Source organism: Pseudomonas trutticola BRTCR10, assembly GCF_056155105.1.
Window position 1 is genome coordinate 905,344 of the sequence record NZ_CM149552.1, and the last position, 15,622, is coordinate 920,965.

Consider the following 15,622-nt stretch of genomic DNA (forward strand, 5'->3'; position numbering starts at 1 on the left):
CGACTGAAAAACCTGTGGGAGCGGGCTTGCCCGCGATTGGATCTACGCTATGACGCTGAGTGAAGGTCAGACGCGGAAATGGCTGACCATCTGCTGCAACTGACCACCCAAGCGCGCCAGTTCAACGCTGGACGCTGCGGTCTCATCACTCGCCGCAGCGGTCTGTTCCGACACATCGCGCACGTTGATGATGCTGCGGCTGATCTCTTCGGCCACGGCGCTTTGCTGTTCGGCAGCGGCAGCGATCTGCTGGTTCATCGACTGGATGTTCGACACCGTGCGGGTGATGTTTTCCAGCGACGCGCCGGCCTTGCGTGTCAGGGCGACGCTGCTGTCGGTCAGGGCGCGGCTGTTGTTCATCACCGCCGAGACTTGCTGGGTGCCGTTCTGCAGACCGGCGACCAGGCCTTCGATTTCTTCGGTGGATTTCTGCGTGCGCTGCGCGAGGCCACGGACTTCGTCGGCGACCACGGCGAAACCACGACCGGCTTCACCAGCACGGGCTGCTTCGATCGCGGCGTTGAGTGCCAGCAGGTTGGTCTGTTCGGCGACGGCTTTGATCACGTCCATGACGCTGCCGATCTTGTCGCTTTCCTGTTGCAGTACGCTCATGGCTTCGGTGGAACGCACCACTTCGCTGGCCAGACGTTCGATCTGGGCGATGGCTTCGTTGACCACTTTGTCGCCTTCACGGGCTTCGCCATCGGCTGCGGCTGCTGCTTGCGAAGCTTCTTCGGCGTTGCGCGCGACTTCCTGCACGGTGGCGGTCATCTCGTGCATGGCGGTGGCGACCTGATCGGTCTCGACTTTCTGGCTGTTCACACCGGCGCTGGTCTGTTCGGTCACGGCCGAGAGTTCTTCGGCGGCGCTGGCGATCTGGGTGACGCCGTCGCGGATGCCGCTGATCAAGTCGCGCAGGGTTACGCCCATGCGCGCAATGCCTTGTTGCAGTACGCCAAGTTCGTCGCGGCGGGTGACGATCACGTTTTGCGAAAGGTCGCCGCTGGCGATGCGCTCGACCACGGCCAAGGTTTCTTGCAGCGGACGGGTGATCTGGCGGGTGATGATAACGGCGGCAATCACGCCAACCAGCAATGCCAGCAGGGTGCTGATCAACTGGAAGGTGCGCGCCTGAGCGCTTTCGATGTCGCGACGGTCGAGCTGGATCTGGTAAAGCTGCTCGCTGGTGGTGACGATCGCAGCGCCCTGATCAGTCATTTCCTTACGGGCCTGCACGGCGTCGGTGTTGGCGTTTTTATACGCCATCAATGCGCTGCGATAGTTGACCAGCGCGGTTTCCAGCTGACGCAGTGCGTCTTGCTGAGTACTGGAGAAATGCGTGTTCAGCTGTTTCAGACTGCCGATGGCAACGTCGAGCTGGCCGACGGCCTTCTGCTCGGTTTCGGCGTTGGTGGTGGCGGTGTAGCCGCGCACTTCGTAGCGCGCGAGGATGAACGCTTCCTTGGCGGTGGTGATCGCCTGGAACTGTTCGAAACGCTGCTCGCTCATGTCCATCTGCTGCACGCGTTTGCTGATCGACTCGATCAGGTTGTACGCGGTTTCGGCATTGACGCTCATGGTGTCGCGGGCGCTGTTGCCAGTGCGATAGGCATTGCGCATTTTGTTCAGCGACGTCTGATATTCAGCGATGGTCGCTGCCTGCTCCTTGAGCAGTTTGACGTTTTCCGGGCTCTTGAAGCTGTTGATCAGCTTCTGTTGTTGCGCGGCGAAGCTCTCCAGAGTGGTCTGCACATTCTGCGCGGCAGTTTCATCGCCATTGGTCAGCATGTATTGCAGGCGCACTACGCGCAGTTTGGTCAGACCGGCGTTGAGCTGGGTGATGTCGCTCATCCAGTTGCTGCGGTCAATCAGGCCGCCAAGGCTGGTCCAGCCAGTCAGGGCCAGCACGCAGGTCAGGGCCAGGACAAGGCCGAAGCCCAGGCCCAATTTCATGTTCACGCTGATGTTGCCGAACCAGCTATTCATCACAATTCCTCCAGAAACGTTGGGTTTCTTGTCGTCAGTTAGGCTGGAAGATTGTTGTTTTTTTGAGCCAGCAAGGGTGTTAGCAGGACTGTATCGGCCGCAAATACGAGAGCTGAAAGGATTTTGTCAGACAGAATTTGTAACAAGCGATCCCAAGACTTTTTTCACATGGGTTTCACTGGCTGCCCACGCGAGCCTCTGTAGTTTCGCCGCATCGAATGACAAGTGACGGCGGCTTTTTGTGGAACTGAGACTGAGTCTGTTTGGCGTCAAGCGCTCGATTGACCTGAGCGGTCTGGCGCGTTTTCGCAACACCTGGGTGGTGCTGGCGGCATCGCTGCTGGTGATTCCGTTGACCCTGTGGTTGCTGGCACCAGCGGCGGTGCCGGATCTGGCCCACGGCAATGTGGCGGGCGCGCAGGCGTTGGCGGCGGGCTGGGCCAGGGGCGAGATGATTGTGCTGGTGCGTCACGTCGAGCGCTGCGATCACTCCAAAGCCGCGTGCCTGAGCGGCAATGACGGCATCACCGACCGCTCGCGCAGTGTCGCCGTGGCTGTCGGGGCGCAGTTTGAACAACTGGGTCTGGATAATGCCGACCTCTACAACAGCCCGGTGATGCGTACCGTGCAGACCGCCGGTTACATGTTCAACCGGGCGGCCAGCGGCGAAGACTGGTTGATCAACTGCAAGGGCCGCATGCTGCAGGACGCGCTCGCGCATAAGGTGGCGGGTCGCAACCTGATTCTGGTGACGCACAGCGAATGCATGGGGCAAATCGAGAAAGACCTCAAAGTGCCGGCCTCAGACCTCGGTTACGGCTCCTCATTGTTTGTTTCCGCTGCCAGCCCGGCGGCTCCGAAGATGCTCGGCTTTATTGAAGCCTCCGACTGGCGCACGGTGATCACCCGATGAAATCGCGTTTTTATGCCGTCAATTTCGGCATTCCGCTGGCCTGCGCCGCGCTGGTGTTTCTGATGTTCGACATGACCACCATCGACATTCAATTCAGCAATCTGCTGTTCGATCCGCTGAGCCAATCCTTCCCGCTCGACAGAGTCCACTTCTTCGAGAAGCTCACGCACAAATGGGCGCGGATCATCCCGAACTGGACCGCCGAAATTGCCTTGATCGGCGCGATGCTGTCGCTGGTCTGGCCACTGGTCAATCCACAGAAACGGCCGCGACTCGGCGCGTTTCTGGAACGCGGCAGAGTCGCGCCGGTGCTGCGCTTTGCCGCTGCTCATCGGCGGGATTTTTTCTTCGTAGTGGTCGCGTTTGCGGTCTGCACCGGGGTGATCCATTTCCTCAAGTCGCACACCAGCGTTTATTGCCCGATCGAGACCACGCTGTACGGCGGCAAAATGGCCCACATCGAGTGGTACAGCAATTTCCAGCTGTTCCATGAGGCGGGGAGTGGACGTTGCTGGCCCGGCGGACATGCCTCCGGTGGCTTCACCATGCTGGCGCTGTACTTTGTGGCGCGGCGTTATCAATGGCGTTTTTCCAGTGCCATTTTGTGGGGTTCGCTGTTGCTCGGTTTTGTCTACGGCACGACACGCGTTCTGCAGGGCTGGCACTACATGTCCCACACGTTCTGGGCCGGAATCTTTGTGTGGCTGGCGTGTTTACTGACGGCGCTGGCGTTTTATGGGCGTGCGCGGCTGGAACGGCCGGTGTTGCAGACCAGGGAGATTGCGCCCTCGGCAGGACTTGAAATGCAGCGATAAACCCGTGGCGAGGGAGCTTGCTCCCGCTCGACTGCGCAGCAGGCCTTGCTTTGAAAGAAGGGCCGCTTCGCGACCCAGCGGAAGCAAGCTCCCTCACCACACTGTTCAGAGCGTTTCAGTAGCTGATGAAGTAATACGCCTGTCGCCCGACCATCAAGGTCTTCAGCACTTTGAGCGGTGCGGCGGGGATGCTGTCACCGGCCATCAGCGCCACGTTTGATGTCGATGCACTGAGGTAGTCCCGTAGCTGCGCGTCGGTATCCAGCCCCTTGAGCACCTGCTGCGTATAGAAAACGCTCGCCCCGCCAACCCGCTCATTGGCTTGAAACAATGCCACTTGATTCCCTTCGGCTTGCAGCGTCTGAATGTGTTCGGTCAGCGGCAGGAACGAGAGCTTTTTATCCGCGTGCGGCAACGCCCATTGCGCGGCGCCCAGATAGCTGACGATCACCAAGGTCAGTAAGCCAGCTGCCAACGCCTGACGATGGCGGGCGATTCTTCCGACAAACCGATTGGCGTTTTCATACCCCTTCAATCGCTCGAACAGTACCCACGCATACTCCGCAGCTATCACCGCCGCCGCGGGTGTCATCGACATCAGGTACACCGTGCGCTTGCTCGACGCCAGGGTCAGCATGATGAATTGCGCAACGATCCACAGGCTGAAAAACAGCAGGTAACGATTGGCCTTCAGCGCTTTACGGAAATGCCATAACCCCAGGTACACCAGAATGTTCCACGGCAGGAACGCTTCGGGCAGTTTGGCCAAATAGTAATAGAACGGCTCGTAGTGACCGGCTTCGACGAACGATCCGCTGAAGCGCCCGACACTGTTGGTCAGCAATACTTCTCTGACGGCTTGCACTCCACCGTGCTGATACAGCACGGTCAGCCAGATCAGCAACGGAATCAGACCGACCACGGTGAGCAATCCCGGGCGCAGCCAGGCACCGAGCTTCAGGCGTTTGTCGATCAGGTTATCCGCCAGCAGATAAGCGAAGATCACCACTCCCGGCATCGCCAGCCCCAGCACGCCTTTACTCAGCGTGGCGATGGCGATCCCGACGACAAACAGCAGTGAACTGCCGGCCGTCGATGCGCGTTGCGCCTGGAAAAAACCCAACAGCGCCGCCGTCACGCCGAGGGCGAGCAGCGCATCCTCGCCGACCCCACGCACGTTGCTCCAGTAGCTGGCCATCGTCGCCAGCAGAATTCCTGCGGTCCAGGCGATCGCTTTCGGGCGTTCGAAGCGCCGCAACATGCCGTACAACAGCATCACGCTGAGCAGCCCGGCGACCGCCGACGCCAGCCGCACCGCCCACGGCGAAACGCCGAACACGCGCAGGGCGCTGGCGTCGAGCCACAAACTCAGCGGTGGTTTTTCCAGAAAGGGTTCGCCGAACAGACGGGGCGTCACCCAGTCATCGTCCAGATGCATCTCCATGGCGATCCCGGCAACGCGGGCTTCGGTGGAGCCTTGCAATTGATGATTGCCCAACGCGAAGAAAAACAGCAGGGCAGCAGGCAGAAACAGTGAAGTGGCGGCACGCGACATAGGTTTCAGGCAACCGGAAAGGGCAGGAGACCTGAGCATAAATCGCCTTTGCTGAACAAATTGTGAATGTCAGCCCAGGCGGCGCGACCAACGCTGATCCGGCGCCTCGAACGCCTGATTGACCAACGCCGTCAGCACATGATCTTGCCAGCGCCCGGCAATGTTCAGATACGCTTTGGCGTAACCCTCTTGTTCGAAGCCCAGTCGCTCCAGCAACCGGGCACTGCGTTCGTTGCCGGGAATGTAATTGGCCATGATCCGGTGCAGGTTCTGATTGTCGAACATGTAGTCGATGCCAGCCTCCAGGGCTTCCTGCATCAAACCCTGACCCTGATGCGCTTCGTCGATGTGATAACCCAGATAGCACGCCTGAAACGCGCCGCGAATGATCCCGCTGAAATTGCATGCGCCGATCATCTGCTGGCCATCGGGCGTCAACAGGGCGAAATGCATCGCCAACCCGGCTTCGAAAGCGCTGGCCTGGATATCGAGGCGGCGGTGAATCTGCTCGGTGGAAAAATAGTCAGTGGTGCGGATCGGTGACCACGGCGCGAGGTGTCGACGGTTGCGTTGGTAGAAATCGCTTTCCAGTTTCGCCTGATCCGGGTCAAGAATGGCGAGCGTCAGGCGTTGGCAGGGCAGGGTCAACAGCGGCATCGGGCGCTCCGGTCAGGGGAATCAAAGGACAGAATTGCCCGCGACGGCAGAAAATACAAACCGTCTTGGCCAGACCGCTAGCCAGCACTGGCCGAAATGGCGGGTTTTGTGCTGCTCAGCGTTCATCCACAGGCTCGGCATTGGCAACGTAATGCCGTACAGGACACCTGCGTCTACCGCTTCGACGCCAATCGGCAGGCAAAAAAAAGCCCGCGGGAGAGCCGCGGGCGAACCGTAGTTTCTTGAATGAGCGAGCGGACTGTACCGGTTTGGCAGAAGCCCGGCAGTGAAGAAAAATTCATCTCGATGGACTGCCCGGGCGACGGGGCGGTCAGTGCTGATTCGATCCGTTAATGGCGAACTTCAGGGCCGGACGCGTCAGGCGATGCCTGTTGCACAACCTGGTCCCGTGCGCGACAGACCACAATCTCGGCCAACGCGCTCAGTTGCCTGATCGCCACCGCGATATGGCGTTGGGATCCGTCGCATTCATCGACAAAGTTTGCGCTGATCTGCGTGAGGGAATCGAGAAGATCACTGGCGTGCGAGAGCAGAGTGATCGTGTCGACATCGTCGCGCACGCTGAACATCTGCTTGAGCGGGGTGCTACGGCGAGGTTTTCGAGCAGTTGAGCCGATGGTGCTGGCGTGCGTTTGCTGGCCGGGCGTTTGGGTGTCGGCGGATGCCGGACCTACAAGGGAAAGTCGGGTGATCTTTTTCATGACGTAGCTCCGTGGAGTGAACAATCTCTGCGGGGGCGGTCTGTCAAACCGTCCGCTGGAGGGCAGCGAGTCAGGGAGGGTAGCGCCGCGAAAAACTGTTCACCAGTTCATCAAAGTCGACGCGTATTGCGGGAAATTTCCTAGGACGTGAAATGTAGGAAGCGATGGCTTCTCTCAGCCATTTCAGGTGTCGCCGGGTTCGTCGCTTGCGGTGCCTGTGTTCAGTGAGTGCGATTGCCCGTTACGCGAACAAAACCAAAATCCGGTTTGATAATGTTTTGCAGGAGAACTAATGTGCGCGACGTTCTATCGGCGGGCCTCGCTCTTTTAGCGACAGTCATGGCCAGGTCCTCTCTGATATAGAACACGCGTCGCCACATCCGGAAGATTTCTCTACAAGGAGTAGAAAGCATGTTGAATCGACAGCGTTCACTACGACGCCAATGCGCGCGCCTCACTGTCACCCTTCTGCTTTCATCCGGCATGGCTGTGTGCGCGGTGCCATCGGTACAAGCCCAGACACAGGCGCCAACCCCGGCCGGGCTGATGCACGAAGCGCAACGTCTGGACAAGGAAGGCTCTCTGGCGCAGGCCACGGAAATTGCCCGAGCGGCCATGGTGGCCGGTCGCAAAAGCGGTGGTTTCGATTTCACCGAACTGGACGCGGGCGAGCTGCTGGTAGATCTGCTGTACAAACAGGCTCGATACGACGAGGCCCGCAGCGCCGCAGAAGAGCAGATTGCCTACTGGGAGCAGCAAACCACCAGTAACGGCAGGCCGGTCAAGCGCGACGCCCGGAGCATTGGCATGCTGGGCCGGGCGATTAAAGCGAGCATCATGGCGGGCGAAAAAGACCAGGTCGCACGCCTGCAAGAAAAACTGTTTGCCGTCACCAGCCCTGATCCCGCTCTCTGGCGCTTGTCTGCGCTGGAGCCGCGCTTGCGATACAGCCTCGCTGACTTCTCGATGCCCCTCACGGTGGGGCAGTGGAACCTGACCAAATTCGAGCCGGCGGCCAAACGTGATTTCAACAGCATCGTTGTTTATACACAGGCGTTGCCGAACGGCCCGTTGAATGCCGAGATTGCGCTCTCCTATGACGAAGCTCAACGCAAGCAGGGCGAAGCCGAGCGACAAGAACAGCAAGAAGCGTATCGTCAGCGACACAAGCCCACCGCACTCGAAGCGGCAATGCCCGATTTGTCTTTCGACGGTCTGACTTCCTTTAAACGGGCTGATGAATCGTTGTGTAAAGACCAGCCTTGCATGAATGTTCATTGGCTGGCGTTCCGCGGCGACTGGCGCATCGACATCGACATCACCTTCGGACTGCACGACGAGGCCTTGGCCACCGCGCAAATGCAGCAACTGTTTGCTGCATTGCAATGGCCTAGCGCGCCGCCGCTGTTTCGCGAACGGCCGCTTGAACAGCAGATCAGGGATATCGAAATAGCCGCGTCGCTGCCTGACGGTGTGAACAAAGCGGCGGTACTTGCGGAGCAGGCGTTGCCCGATGCGTACTTCCCGGACGAGATCGCGCGTATGCAGACCTACATTGGCCTGTCTCAATATCGACGTGGCAACCTCGACGCCGCTCGCCGTGCGCTGGGTTTGGCCGTGCCGGCCTGGGAGAACGCCCTCGTCGATGAACTGCTCTATCGCAGTGCGCTGGATTACGCCGCCGACATCGCCTATCGGCAGGGCCGAAACGACGAAGCCGTGGTGCTGAACCGCCAGTTCATCGAATGGCAGGAAAGTGATGCGACGCTGGGCTGGTCAGTACCGAAGGACGAAAATGCCTTCGTCAACCGCCGCCAAGGCACGCATCTGCCCTTGCGCGTGGGTGACTACCGGTTGCGACTGGACACGCATGGTCGGTTCTATTACGACAATCTGCAGAATGGGGCACAACTCGGCGTCACGGTGGGACTGCCTCAGTCCTCCGATCAGGAACTGGAATCGACGCTGCGTTCCTTCCTGTCGACAACCCTTGGCCTGCAGGCCGGCAATATTCACAAGAGCGGTTTTTCACCCAGGTCCGCGACACCGGGCGACGCCAAGCCCACCGGCCACAAGTGGGAGTTCGATGTGACGGCTGTGCCTGGTGAAACCGACGCCACCAAGGTCAATCCGCTTACCGGCATCCCTGACAAAATACCGACGAAGATGGCGTTCTGGATTGTCGATCGTAAAGAGCAGCGGTCGATTTTACGGGCTCCTGTGACGGACAGTGGCCGATCCAGGACTGAAGCGGATCAGGTTGCACAGGCGTTGTCCTGGTAGAAGAGGGGAGAGTGTCATCCCGGATTCAATCCGGGCTGGTTACTCTGCTACTTTTTCTTCACGCAAAACCCAACCTGCCTCTCCCGCCACCAGTTTGTACTGGATCTGCCGCATTTTCCCCGTCCGACCCGCAGCCGCGTCGGCGCTGTCGTACACCGGGAAGCGCTGCACGAGCGTGTTCTCCACCACCGCAAACGCATCCTCGCCCTGATACCCCTCGGCCGCTTTTGGATTTTCACTGATTGGCGGCAGATAGATTTCGCTCAGGGATTTTTTCCGGTTGGCGGAGTAGGCGATCAGTTCACCCGGCATACCGCGACCGGGAGAGCGTGTAGAGATATAGACCTCGGGCGAGCCATCGTTATTGAGATCGGCGACTTCGGCGCGGACGATGCTGCCGTTGAGCGCGTGGGTGATCGCCGAGTTGTCGATTTCCAGGCCTTTGGGCTCGATGCGCACTGCCGGCTTGCCATCGACCTGATCCGCTTTCACATGAAAGTCGATGCCCTGCAACGTCAGGTTTTGCTCGAACGGTGTTTTATTATCCACAGCGTCGCCGTTGGCGAGGATCAGCGAAATCTCGTAGTTGGCCACTTCATTGCGCCGGGCTGCGTTACGCATGAGATAGACCTGCACCGTGTAATCGCCATCGGCGGGCAACGAACCGATGAAGTGATTGCCCATGATCGAACCGTTGAACAGCGCGTAATCGGCGCCTTTGGCGGTGATATTGAAATAAGCGGAGCTGTTTGAGGGTTTGAAGTCCACGGTCAGGACCTGCCCGGCCTTGGCGTTGAGTTTGTACTCCGCCGTTTTAGAGCCCTTGATCGACTGCTTGAACTGCACGCTGCCATAGCCGCTTTTGTAGACGACTTGCTGGATCCGCGGCGGGACGTCGGTGGTGGCAGCGTGGGCAGACAGTGAAAGGAAAGTTGCCAGTGCTGCGCCGAGCCAGATGTTCATGGGCTTCCTTGGATAATTGGCGATGTGCCCCGAAGGATAGATCCGCAGCCGTGCGTGCGTCCAACTGTGCGGTTGATCAGGCTTGGGCGCCGATCTCAAGAGCGGGATGCCAGCCGAGCGGATGTTGCAGGATATCCAGATGCGACAAAGCCCGCACTGGGCGGGCTTTGTCGTTGAGAGTTGGTGGGGCGGGGTAATTTGAACTGATAGCGCAAGCTGTTGAATATTAAACAAATTATCGGTTAGATTTTTTTTGGAATGCCATTTGGAATGCCAATTGAATTTGCTTGGTACCTTAGGACGTCTTGATGGAGTGCTATTCCTACATCGCCCCTTTAGGCATTGACCAGTGATATTGGGCTCGCTAGAAACACCAGGCAAATAGCTTCGGATGAGTCCCAGCTTGACGAGCCGCCGTAACTGCCTGACCACCTGCTAGAGCTGCGCTGACGCCACGCGCGGCACCGCCTACTGTGCCGATGGCCGCGCCGACTTTCATAGCGTGATGGAAAGAAGCAACTTTTGGGGAGTGACAGCGAGGACATTGCAATGACTGGGATGAACCCTCCTGGTAGTGGTGTCATTGCTGTTATGTAGAGTTGAGATTTTTTTGAATCGAATCAATACGCCTTTGGGCGCGGGTTTTGGTCGCTATAGCAGCGAACGCATCCAGCCGCCTGTATTGGACCGCAATTATGATGAGTTGTGCCTGCTAAACGAGGCGACACACATTGTCGTACCTACCAGTCAAGCTAGCGCCATTCGACAGCCGTAGGACATCGCTATGCCAATCTCCCCGCGCCCGTTCACCCTTGTCTGTGCTCACTGTTCTTGGAGAAAAACGGTTCTGCCTCACAACGATTTGGCATCGCTTGGCCCAGCTGCGTTCATCCTTTGTCCTGAGTGTCATACCCCTTCGTTGGAGGAGCTAGAGGCCAATCGACATGAAATCCTCAGGACCCGCCTGGAACAATTCCTAAGCCTCAACGATTGACGTTTAAAGTCGCGACACCTTTTGTCGCTCTGCCCCGGTAAATTGTCAAAAAGACCTAGGAGGTTACGATTATGAAAAACCTGTTGCTGTCATAGGACTTTGTGTGGTTCTAAAGAAAAGCTATGAACTGTATCGCGAGTACAGCGAACTGAAGCGCGAAAGGAGCGCGCGCCAGTCTTCTCCCTCCTGAGTTAAGGGTAGAACCTCAAGTTCCGCACACCACTGCCGTAAGGCTTACGTCTTATATTGATTACAATTGATGGCAAAACGCTATTTTAATCAGTAGCATCGACGCCAAATTGACGGCAGCCTCCTGGCTATCAGTTGACCAGCAGAACAAGGTAGTCATCATGTCCCAAGCGAAGGATACGCTGCTCAGGCTATTCGCATTACTGCGCCTGATCCCCACAGAACCGCAGCGAATTGCAGCTCCGACCCTGCTCGAAAAGCTTCGCGATAGAGGGTTTTCAGTAACACTTCGCTCGGTTCAGCGTGATTTGAATCGGTTGTCGACGCCTTTTTCGTTGCAATGCGACGAGAGCGAGATCCCGTTTCGTTGGAGCTTCACGCGGGATGCGCCGCTCAAATTGGAGGATATGGATGCCTCCACCGCACTGGCCTTGTATCTGTCGGAGAGCCATCTGACTACTTTGTTGCCGAAGACTGTTCTGGACCAGCTCGGTCCACAATTTCGACGCGCACGTAACTTCCTGGGTGATCTGGGCAACAACGGATTGGCAGATTGGGCGCGACGAGTTCGGGCGATTCCCAATGGGAAAACCTTGCTGCCTGCTGCGATCGATCCCGACGTCTGGGGGCAAGTGTCTACCGTTTTGCTGGAGCGCCGGCAACTGCAAGTGACTTATCAAAGTCGGAGCAAGGGCGAACTCAGACAGTTTCGCCTTCATCCGGCAGGCCTGGTATCGCGGCATGCCATCAGCTACTTGCTGGCTTCCGTAGATGGCTATGGCGACTTGCGCCAGTTTGCCCTGCACCGTATTCAGCATGTTCGTGTACTCGATGAGCCGTCCGTTATGCATGCGGCCTTTGATGTGGACGATTACATCGCGACCGGCATATTCAGCCATCGTCAAACCGGCATAGAGGTAGAGCTGATCGCGGATGTTCATCCGCAGATTGCTTTCCTGCTTGGAGAGACTCCGCTGAGTCATGAGCAGACCTTGAGCGATATCCCCTCGCATACCTGGAAGCGTTTACGCGCCCAGGTGCCGCTGGATCGTGAAACGCTGTGGTGGATCTTTGGCCTGAACGACAACATCCGCGTGCATGGGCCACAGGTGTGGGTCGATGAGATAGGGGCCAGGTTGCACGGTATGCAAAACCTCTACACATCAGTTGACCACGCGACATGAACTGTCGCATGGCCATGGAAGACTGCGGTCGTTTGATTGCCAATGGATTAACGCTTGTCAGGTGCTCAAGGCGCCGGGCGATAGGGACAGAAACTGATGACGCGCTCCACCGTTACGCCCCTCAAATCCCGAAAAGTCGGAAGCTCGGTGTCTGCTGGCAACGCCACCTTCGATGTATTGGTGTTGGCCACAATGAGCGCAGGCAAAACGTCGTTTATCAATGCATTGATTGGCCAGGAACTGCTTCATACCGCCAATGAGGCCACCACTGCCTGCGTGACCCGTGTAGAGCATCGTCAGGGCGCGCGGCGATTCAGTGGTGCCTGCTATTGCTACAACGACACCGAATTGGCCTCCCAGCGTTCGCCGTCCGTAGCGCTGCTGCAGGACTGGAACGCCAATGTCGAGGTCAAGCGCATCAGCCTGGAGGGAACCTTCAACGTGGTGCCGCGCCCGGCACCCGGGTTGGTGCTTCACGACACGCCAGGACCAAATAACAGCCAGGATGAAAACCATGCCCGGTTGACGCTGGAGGCAATCCGCAACGTGTCGTTTAAGGCGCTTTGCTACGTGCTCAACGCTAGTCAACTGGGGACTCGTGACGATCGGTTGCTACTCGAACAGTTGCGCGAAGAACTCGCCGCCAAGCCTGCCCAGCCTATCTATTTCATCCTCAACAAAGTGGATTTGCTCGATCCGGAGAAGGGCGAAAGCATTGAGGGCTATGTGCACAACGCTCAGCGTTATTTGCGCGATATCGGTTTTGAACAGCCGATCATCATTCCGACAATGGCCAGTGCAGCGCTGTACGCGCGCAAGGCCCTGAGTGCCGAAACACTGACGCGCGCGCAGCGCTCTAAGTTGCGCCAAGTGCTCGATGACCTGGATGTCAACAAGCGCGCATTGCTCAATGCCACAGTCGCACCAGACCTGATCAAGCGTCGTGTCGGCAAGGCGCTCTATAACCTCGAACGCAAACTGCAGGCCAAGGAATCCGATACCAGAGCCTACGATAAAAACCAATTGCAGCAACTGGTCACCATCAGTGGGCTTAAAACCGTTGAAGCCCTTATCCATCATCAGCGTCGATTAGATGAGCAACCATGAATACTATTGAAATTATCCATAACCCTTTCATCGTCGAGACTCAGTTCCTGATCAGCGGCCAACCGCCGGCCGAAGGCTGCAAGCTGTCGAGCTATAAAGAATCGCGGCTGCAAGTGTGGATTGAGAAGCTGTTTGATGAGTTGAGCCAGTTGTTCAATGGTGACAATAACTTTGAGGTCGCTTTCAGAGGCGTCGAGTCGGATTATCTGGACGTGGTTGACGCCGCAAAAGTGGCGATGGACAAAGGCATGCAGGTCACCCTGCAGTTTATCGAAGCGGACCCAGCCGAAGAGCGCCTGACCCGTATTCGTGAGCTGATGGAGGAGGCCAAGCTCCATCCTGAATTTGAGCATTTCATTCGCGAGAATGCCGATGTCAGCCAGTCCTTTGAAGAAGCGTTCAATAAGGATTTTGACGTGTATGTGGTGGCGACTATGTCCTCGGGCAAGTCGACGCTGATCAACGCCATGCTTGGCCAGGACCTGTTACCGGCGGCCAACGAAGCCACTACCGCAACCATTGCGCGGATCACTGACAACGCATTAATGGGCCAACGCTTCGCCGCACAACGGGTGACCAATGATCACCGTGTCGCGGAAAACAGCGATGACGTGAGCCTGGAAGTGCTGCAGGCCTGGAACAGCCTGCCCGATACGATGCGCATCGATATCGAGGGCAAGATTCATGCAATTCAAGACCGTGACAGCGTTCGCCTGGTCTTGACCGACACTCCGGGTCCGAACAACAGCCAGGATGAAAAGCACCAGCTCAAGACCATGAGCTTCATTCAGGACTCGCAGCGCAATCCGCTGATTTTGTATGTGCTCAATGCCAGCCAATTGGGCACCAACGACGACAAAAACCTATTGGGGCTGGTCGCCGAAACCATGCGCAAGGGCGGAAAGCAGAGCAAGGATCGGTTCATTTTCGTCATCAACAAAATGGATGTGTTTGACCCGGAGAAAGGCGAGGACCTGCCGTCGGTGCTAGCGCGCGTCAAAAACTACCTGGTCGAAAACGGGATCTTCAATCCGCTGATCTATCCGGTGTCGGCCAACCTGACGCGGCTGTTGCGCAAACCCCAGCACTTGCACTCACGCAAGGAACGTGGTGAGTTTAACTCCATGATGGATATGTTTGGCGAAGAGCCAAGCATGAACTTGCTGCAATACATGCCGATTACCGAACGGGTAAAACGTAACCTGCAAGACAAGCGTCTTCCCGAAATCGTGCTGAGCAGCGGCTTGCCGGCGGTCGAGGCGATGATTGACGAGTACATCGACAAATACAACTTCCCGCATCGGGTCAAGCGCGCCTACGACGCGATGACCAAGGCCATTGCGGTCGGGCTCAACGAAACGCAACTGACCGAGCAACTGGATCAGGACGAGAAGACGCTGGCGCATATCAATGAAGAGATCCAGGCGCTGGAGTTTCGGCAGGAGAAGGGGTTCGATACACAGGCCTATAAGGACAAGATTGCGCGTGAAGGCAAGGTGTTGCCACGGGCCACTGAAGATGAACTCGCGGCCTTGGAACAAGCTACGAATAAATATCTGCGGTCGATCAGTGAGCGGTTTATCGGGGAGGTGGAACCGCGCATCGCTGAAATGCGGGTCAAGGAAGTAGAAGAGGAGCTCCAGTTCCAGTATCGGAAGCTCATCAATACTTACGAGGCCGTATTCATCACCAGCCAACAAGTCATCCGTGATGATCTCCAGGCGGAATATCAGCGTTACATTGTGGATCTGTTCAAGGACTGCCAGCATTTGAAGTTGCCGATTCTGGACAGTCTTCAAAAGGCCGCGGGTGATATCTCCTTCAATCTCACCATCAAGAGTGATGAGGTGCAGACCAAGCGGGTTGTGATTGACCGTTACGAAGTCAGCGACAGCACTTGGTACAACCCCTTCTCATGGGGCTCTACTCGCACGGTTTACAAATATGGCGAAGAGAAGTCTGTTGACCTGGCCAAGCTCTGGAATCCCCGCAGCACTCGTATCAACACTGAATTTGCTCGACTGGTGGCGGCCGCTCGCACAGAAATCGACACTGGCAAGACCGTCCTGATTGATCAGTTCATGGCCTTCATGGGGCGTGAGTTCGAAACCAAGTTCAACGAATTGATCGACTCGCTCAAAGCAAAAATGAGCGATCGCGACGTTCGTAAGCAAGCCCTTGATGAGGCTCGTGAGTTGCAAGCGTGGATCAACCAATTCAAAGAAAAACTCGACGAAACCCTCTCGGTTTGACC

11 protein-coding genes and 1 pseudogene are annotated in these 15,622 nt (G+C 57.3%); 6 read left to right on the forward strand and 6 right to left on the reverse strand.

Annotated features, from left to right (window positions below; translation table 11 throughout):
- Positions 1–66: 66 nt before the first annotated feature.
- Positions 67–930, reverse strand: coding sequence for a methyl-accepting chemotaxis protein (locus tag ACVVH8_RS03870; protein WP_370593494.1), 864 nt, complete (start codon positions 928–930; stop codon positions 67–69).
- A gap of 42 nt (positions 931–972) precedes the next feature.
- Positions 973–1,851 (reverse strand): annotated as a pseudogene (locus ACVVH8_RS03875) (methyl-accepting chemotaxis protein); the annotation flags it as partial.
- 376 nt (positions 1,852–2,227) lie between these two features.
- Here ACVVH8_RS03875 and pmrG point away from each other — a divergent pair.
- Both pmrG and ACVVH8_RS03885 read left to right on the forward strand, forming a co-directional pair.
- On the forward strand, positions 2,228–2,899 hold the full coding sequence (gene pmrG / locus ACVVH8_RS03880) for a lipopolysaccharide core heptose(II)-phosphate phosphatase PmrG (protein WP_475228606.1): 672 nt from the start codon (positions 2,228–2,230) through the stop codon (positions 2,897–2,899).
- Positions 2,896–3,714 carry a phosphatase PAP2 family protein gene (locus tag ACVVH8_RS03885; RefSeq protein WP_475228609.1) on the forward strand — a complete coding sequence of 273 codons (819 nt, stop codon included), beginning with the start codon at positions 2,896–2,898 and terminating at the stop codon, positions 3,712–3,714. The genes pmrG and ACVVH8_RS03885 overlap by 4 nt, the downstream gene beginning before the upstream one ends.
- A 115-nt stretch (positions 3,715–3,829) precedes the next feature.
- Here ACVVH8_RS03885 and ACVVH8_RS03890 read toward each other — a convergent pair whose 3' ends face one another.
- The 3 genes from ACVVH8_RS03890 to ACVVH8_RS03900 form a co-directional block, all read right to left on the reverse strand.
- Positions 3,830–5,269: an ArnT family glycosyltransferase gene (locus tag ACVVH8_RS03890; RefSeq protein ID WP_475228612.1), complete on the reverse strand. Its 1,440-nt coding sequence runs from the start codon at positions 5,267–5,269 to the stop codon at positions 3,830–3,832.
- A 69-nt stretch (positions 5,270–5,338) separates the two neighbouring features.
- A complete protein-coding gene (rimJ, locus tag ACVVH8_RS03895) occupies positions 5,339–5,926 on the reverse strand; it encodes a ribosomal protein S5-alanine N-acetyltransferase (protein ID WP_475228614.1) in 588 nt (195 codons plus the stop codon).
- A gap of 350 nt (positions 5,927–6,276) precedes the next feature.
- Positions 6,277–6,648, reverse strand: a complete 372-nt coding sequence (locus ACVVH8_RS03900) for a DUF6124 family protein (protein WP_475228616.1) — start codon at positions 6,646–6,648, stop codon at positions 6,277–6,279.
- A 411-nt stretch (positions 6,649–7,059) separates the two neighbouring features.
- On the opposite strand from ACVVH8_RS03900, the gene ACVVH8_RS03905 reads away from it, so the two are divergent.
- Positions 7,060–8,931, forward strand: a complete 1,872-nt coding sequence (locus ACVVH8_RS03905) for a hypothetical protein (protein ID WP_475228619.1) — start codon at positions 7,060–7,062, stop codon at positions 8,929–8,931.
- Between the two features lie 39 nt (positions 8,932–8,970).
- On the opposite strand, the gene ACVVH8_RS03910 is transcribed toward ACVVH8_RS03905, so the two are convergent.
- Positions 8,971–9,894: a hypothetical protein gene (locus ACVVH8_RS03910; protein ID WP_475228621.1), complete on the reverse strand. Its 924-nt coding sequence runs from the start codon at positions 9,892–9,894 to the stop codon at positions 8,971–8,973.
- Positions 9,895–11,238: 1,344 nt separating this feature from the next.
- Between ACVVH8_RS03910 and ACVVH8_RS03915 the strand changes: the two genes are divergently transcribed.
- From ACVVH8_RS03915 to ACVVH8_RS03925, 3 genes are all read left to right on the forward strand, one after another.
- A complete protein-coding gene (locus tag ACVVH8_RS03915; protein ID WP_475228624.1) occupies positions 11,239–12,261 on the forward strand; it encodes a helix-turn-helix transcriptional regulator in 1,023 nt (340 codons plus the stop codon).
- A 96-nt stretch (positions 12,262–12,357) separates the two neighbouring features.
- A complete protein-coding gene (locus ACVVH8_RS03920) occupies positions 12,358–13,368 on the forward strand; it encodes a dynamin family protein (RefSeq protein ID WP_475228626.1) in 1,011 nt (336 codons plus the stop codon).
- The gene (locus ACVVH8_RS03925) at positions 13,365–15,620 is read left to right on the forward strand and encodes a dynamin family protein (protein WP_475228629.1); all 2,256 of its coding nucleotides are present in this window, start codon (positions 13,365–13,367) and stop codon (positions 15,618–15,620) included. Before ACVVH8_RS03920 ends, ACVVH8_RS03925 begins: the two co-directional genes overlap by 4 nt.
- Positions 15,621–15,622: the final 2 nt, after the last annotated feature.

What these genes read in the sequence shown, in the direction of transcription:
- ACVVH8_RS03905 (WP_475228619.1), top strand. Translation starts at nt 7,060, where the DNA reads ATGTTGAATCGACAGCGTTCACTACGACGCCAATGCGCGCGCCTCACT.
- ACVVH8_RS03920 (WP_475228626.1), top strand. Translation starts at nt 12,358, where the DNA reads ATGACGCGCTCCACCGTTACGCCCCTCAAATCCCGAAAAGTCGGAAGC.
- ACVVH8_RS03910 (WP_475228621.1), bottom strand. Translation starts at nt 9,894, where the DNA reads ATGAACATCTGGCTCGGCGCAGCACTGGCAACTTTCCTTTCACTGTCT.
- ACVVH8_RS03925 (WP_475228629.1), top strand. Translation starts at nt 13,365, where the DNA reads ATGAATACTATTGAAATTATCCATAACCCTTTCATCGTCGAGACTCAG.
- ACVVH8_RS03900 (WP_475228616.1), bottom strand. Translation starts at nt 6,648, where the DNA reads ATGAAAAAGATCACCCGACTTTCCCTTGTAGGTCCGGCATCCGCCGAC.
- ACVVH8_RS03890 (WP_475228612.1), bottom strand. Translation starts at nt 5,269, where the DNA reads ATGTCGCGTGCCGCCACTTCACTGTTTCTGCCTGCTGCCCTGCTGTTT.
- ACVVH8_RS03915 (WP_475228624.1), top strand. Translation starts at nt 11,239, where the DNA reads ATGTCCCAAGCGAAGGATACGCTGCTCAGGCTATTCGCATTACTGCGC.
- ACVVH8_RS03885 (WP_475228609.1), top strand. Translation starts at nt 2,896, where the DNA reads ATGAAATCGCGTTTTTATGCCGTCAATTTCGGCATTCCGCTGGCCTGC.
- rimJ (WP_475228614.1), bottom strand. Translation starts at nt 5,926, where the DNA reads ATGCCGCTGTTGACCCTGCCCTGCCAACGCCTGACGCTCGCCATTCTT.
- ACVVH8_RS03870 (WP_370593494.1), bottom strand. Translation starts at nt 930, where the DNA reads ATGGGCGTAACCCTGCGCGACTTGATCAGCGGCATCCGCGACGGCGTC.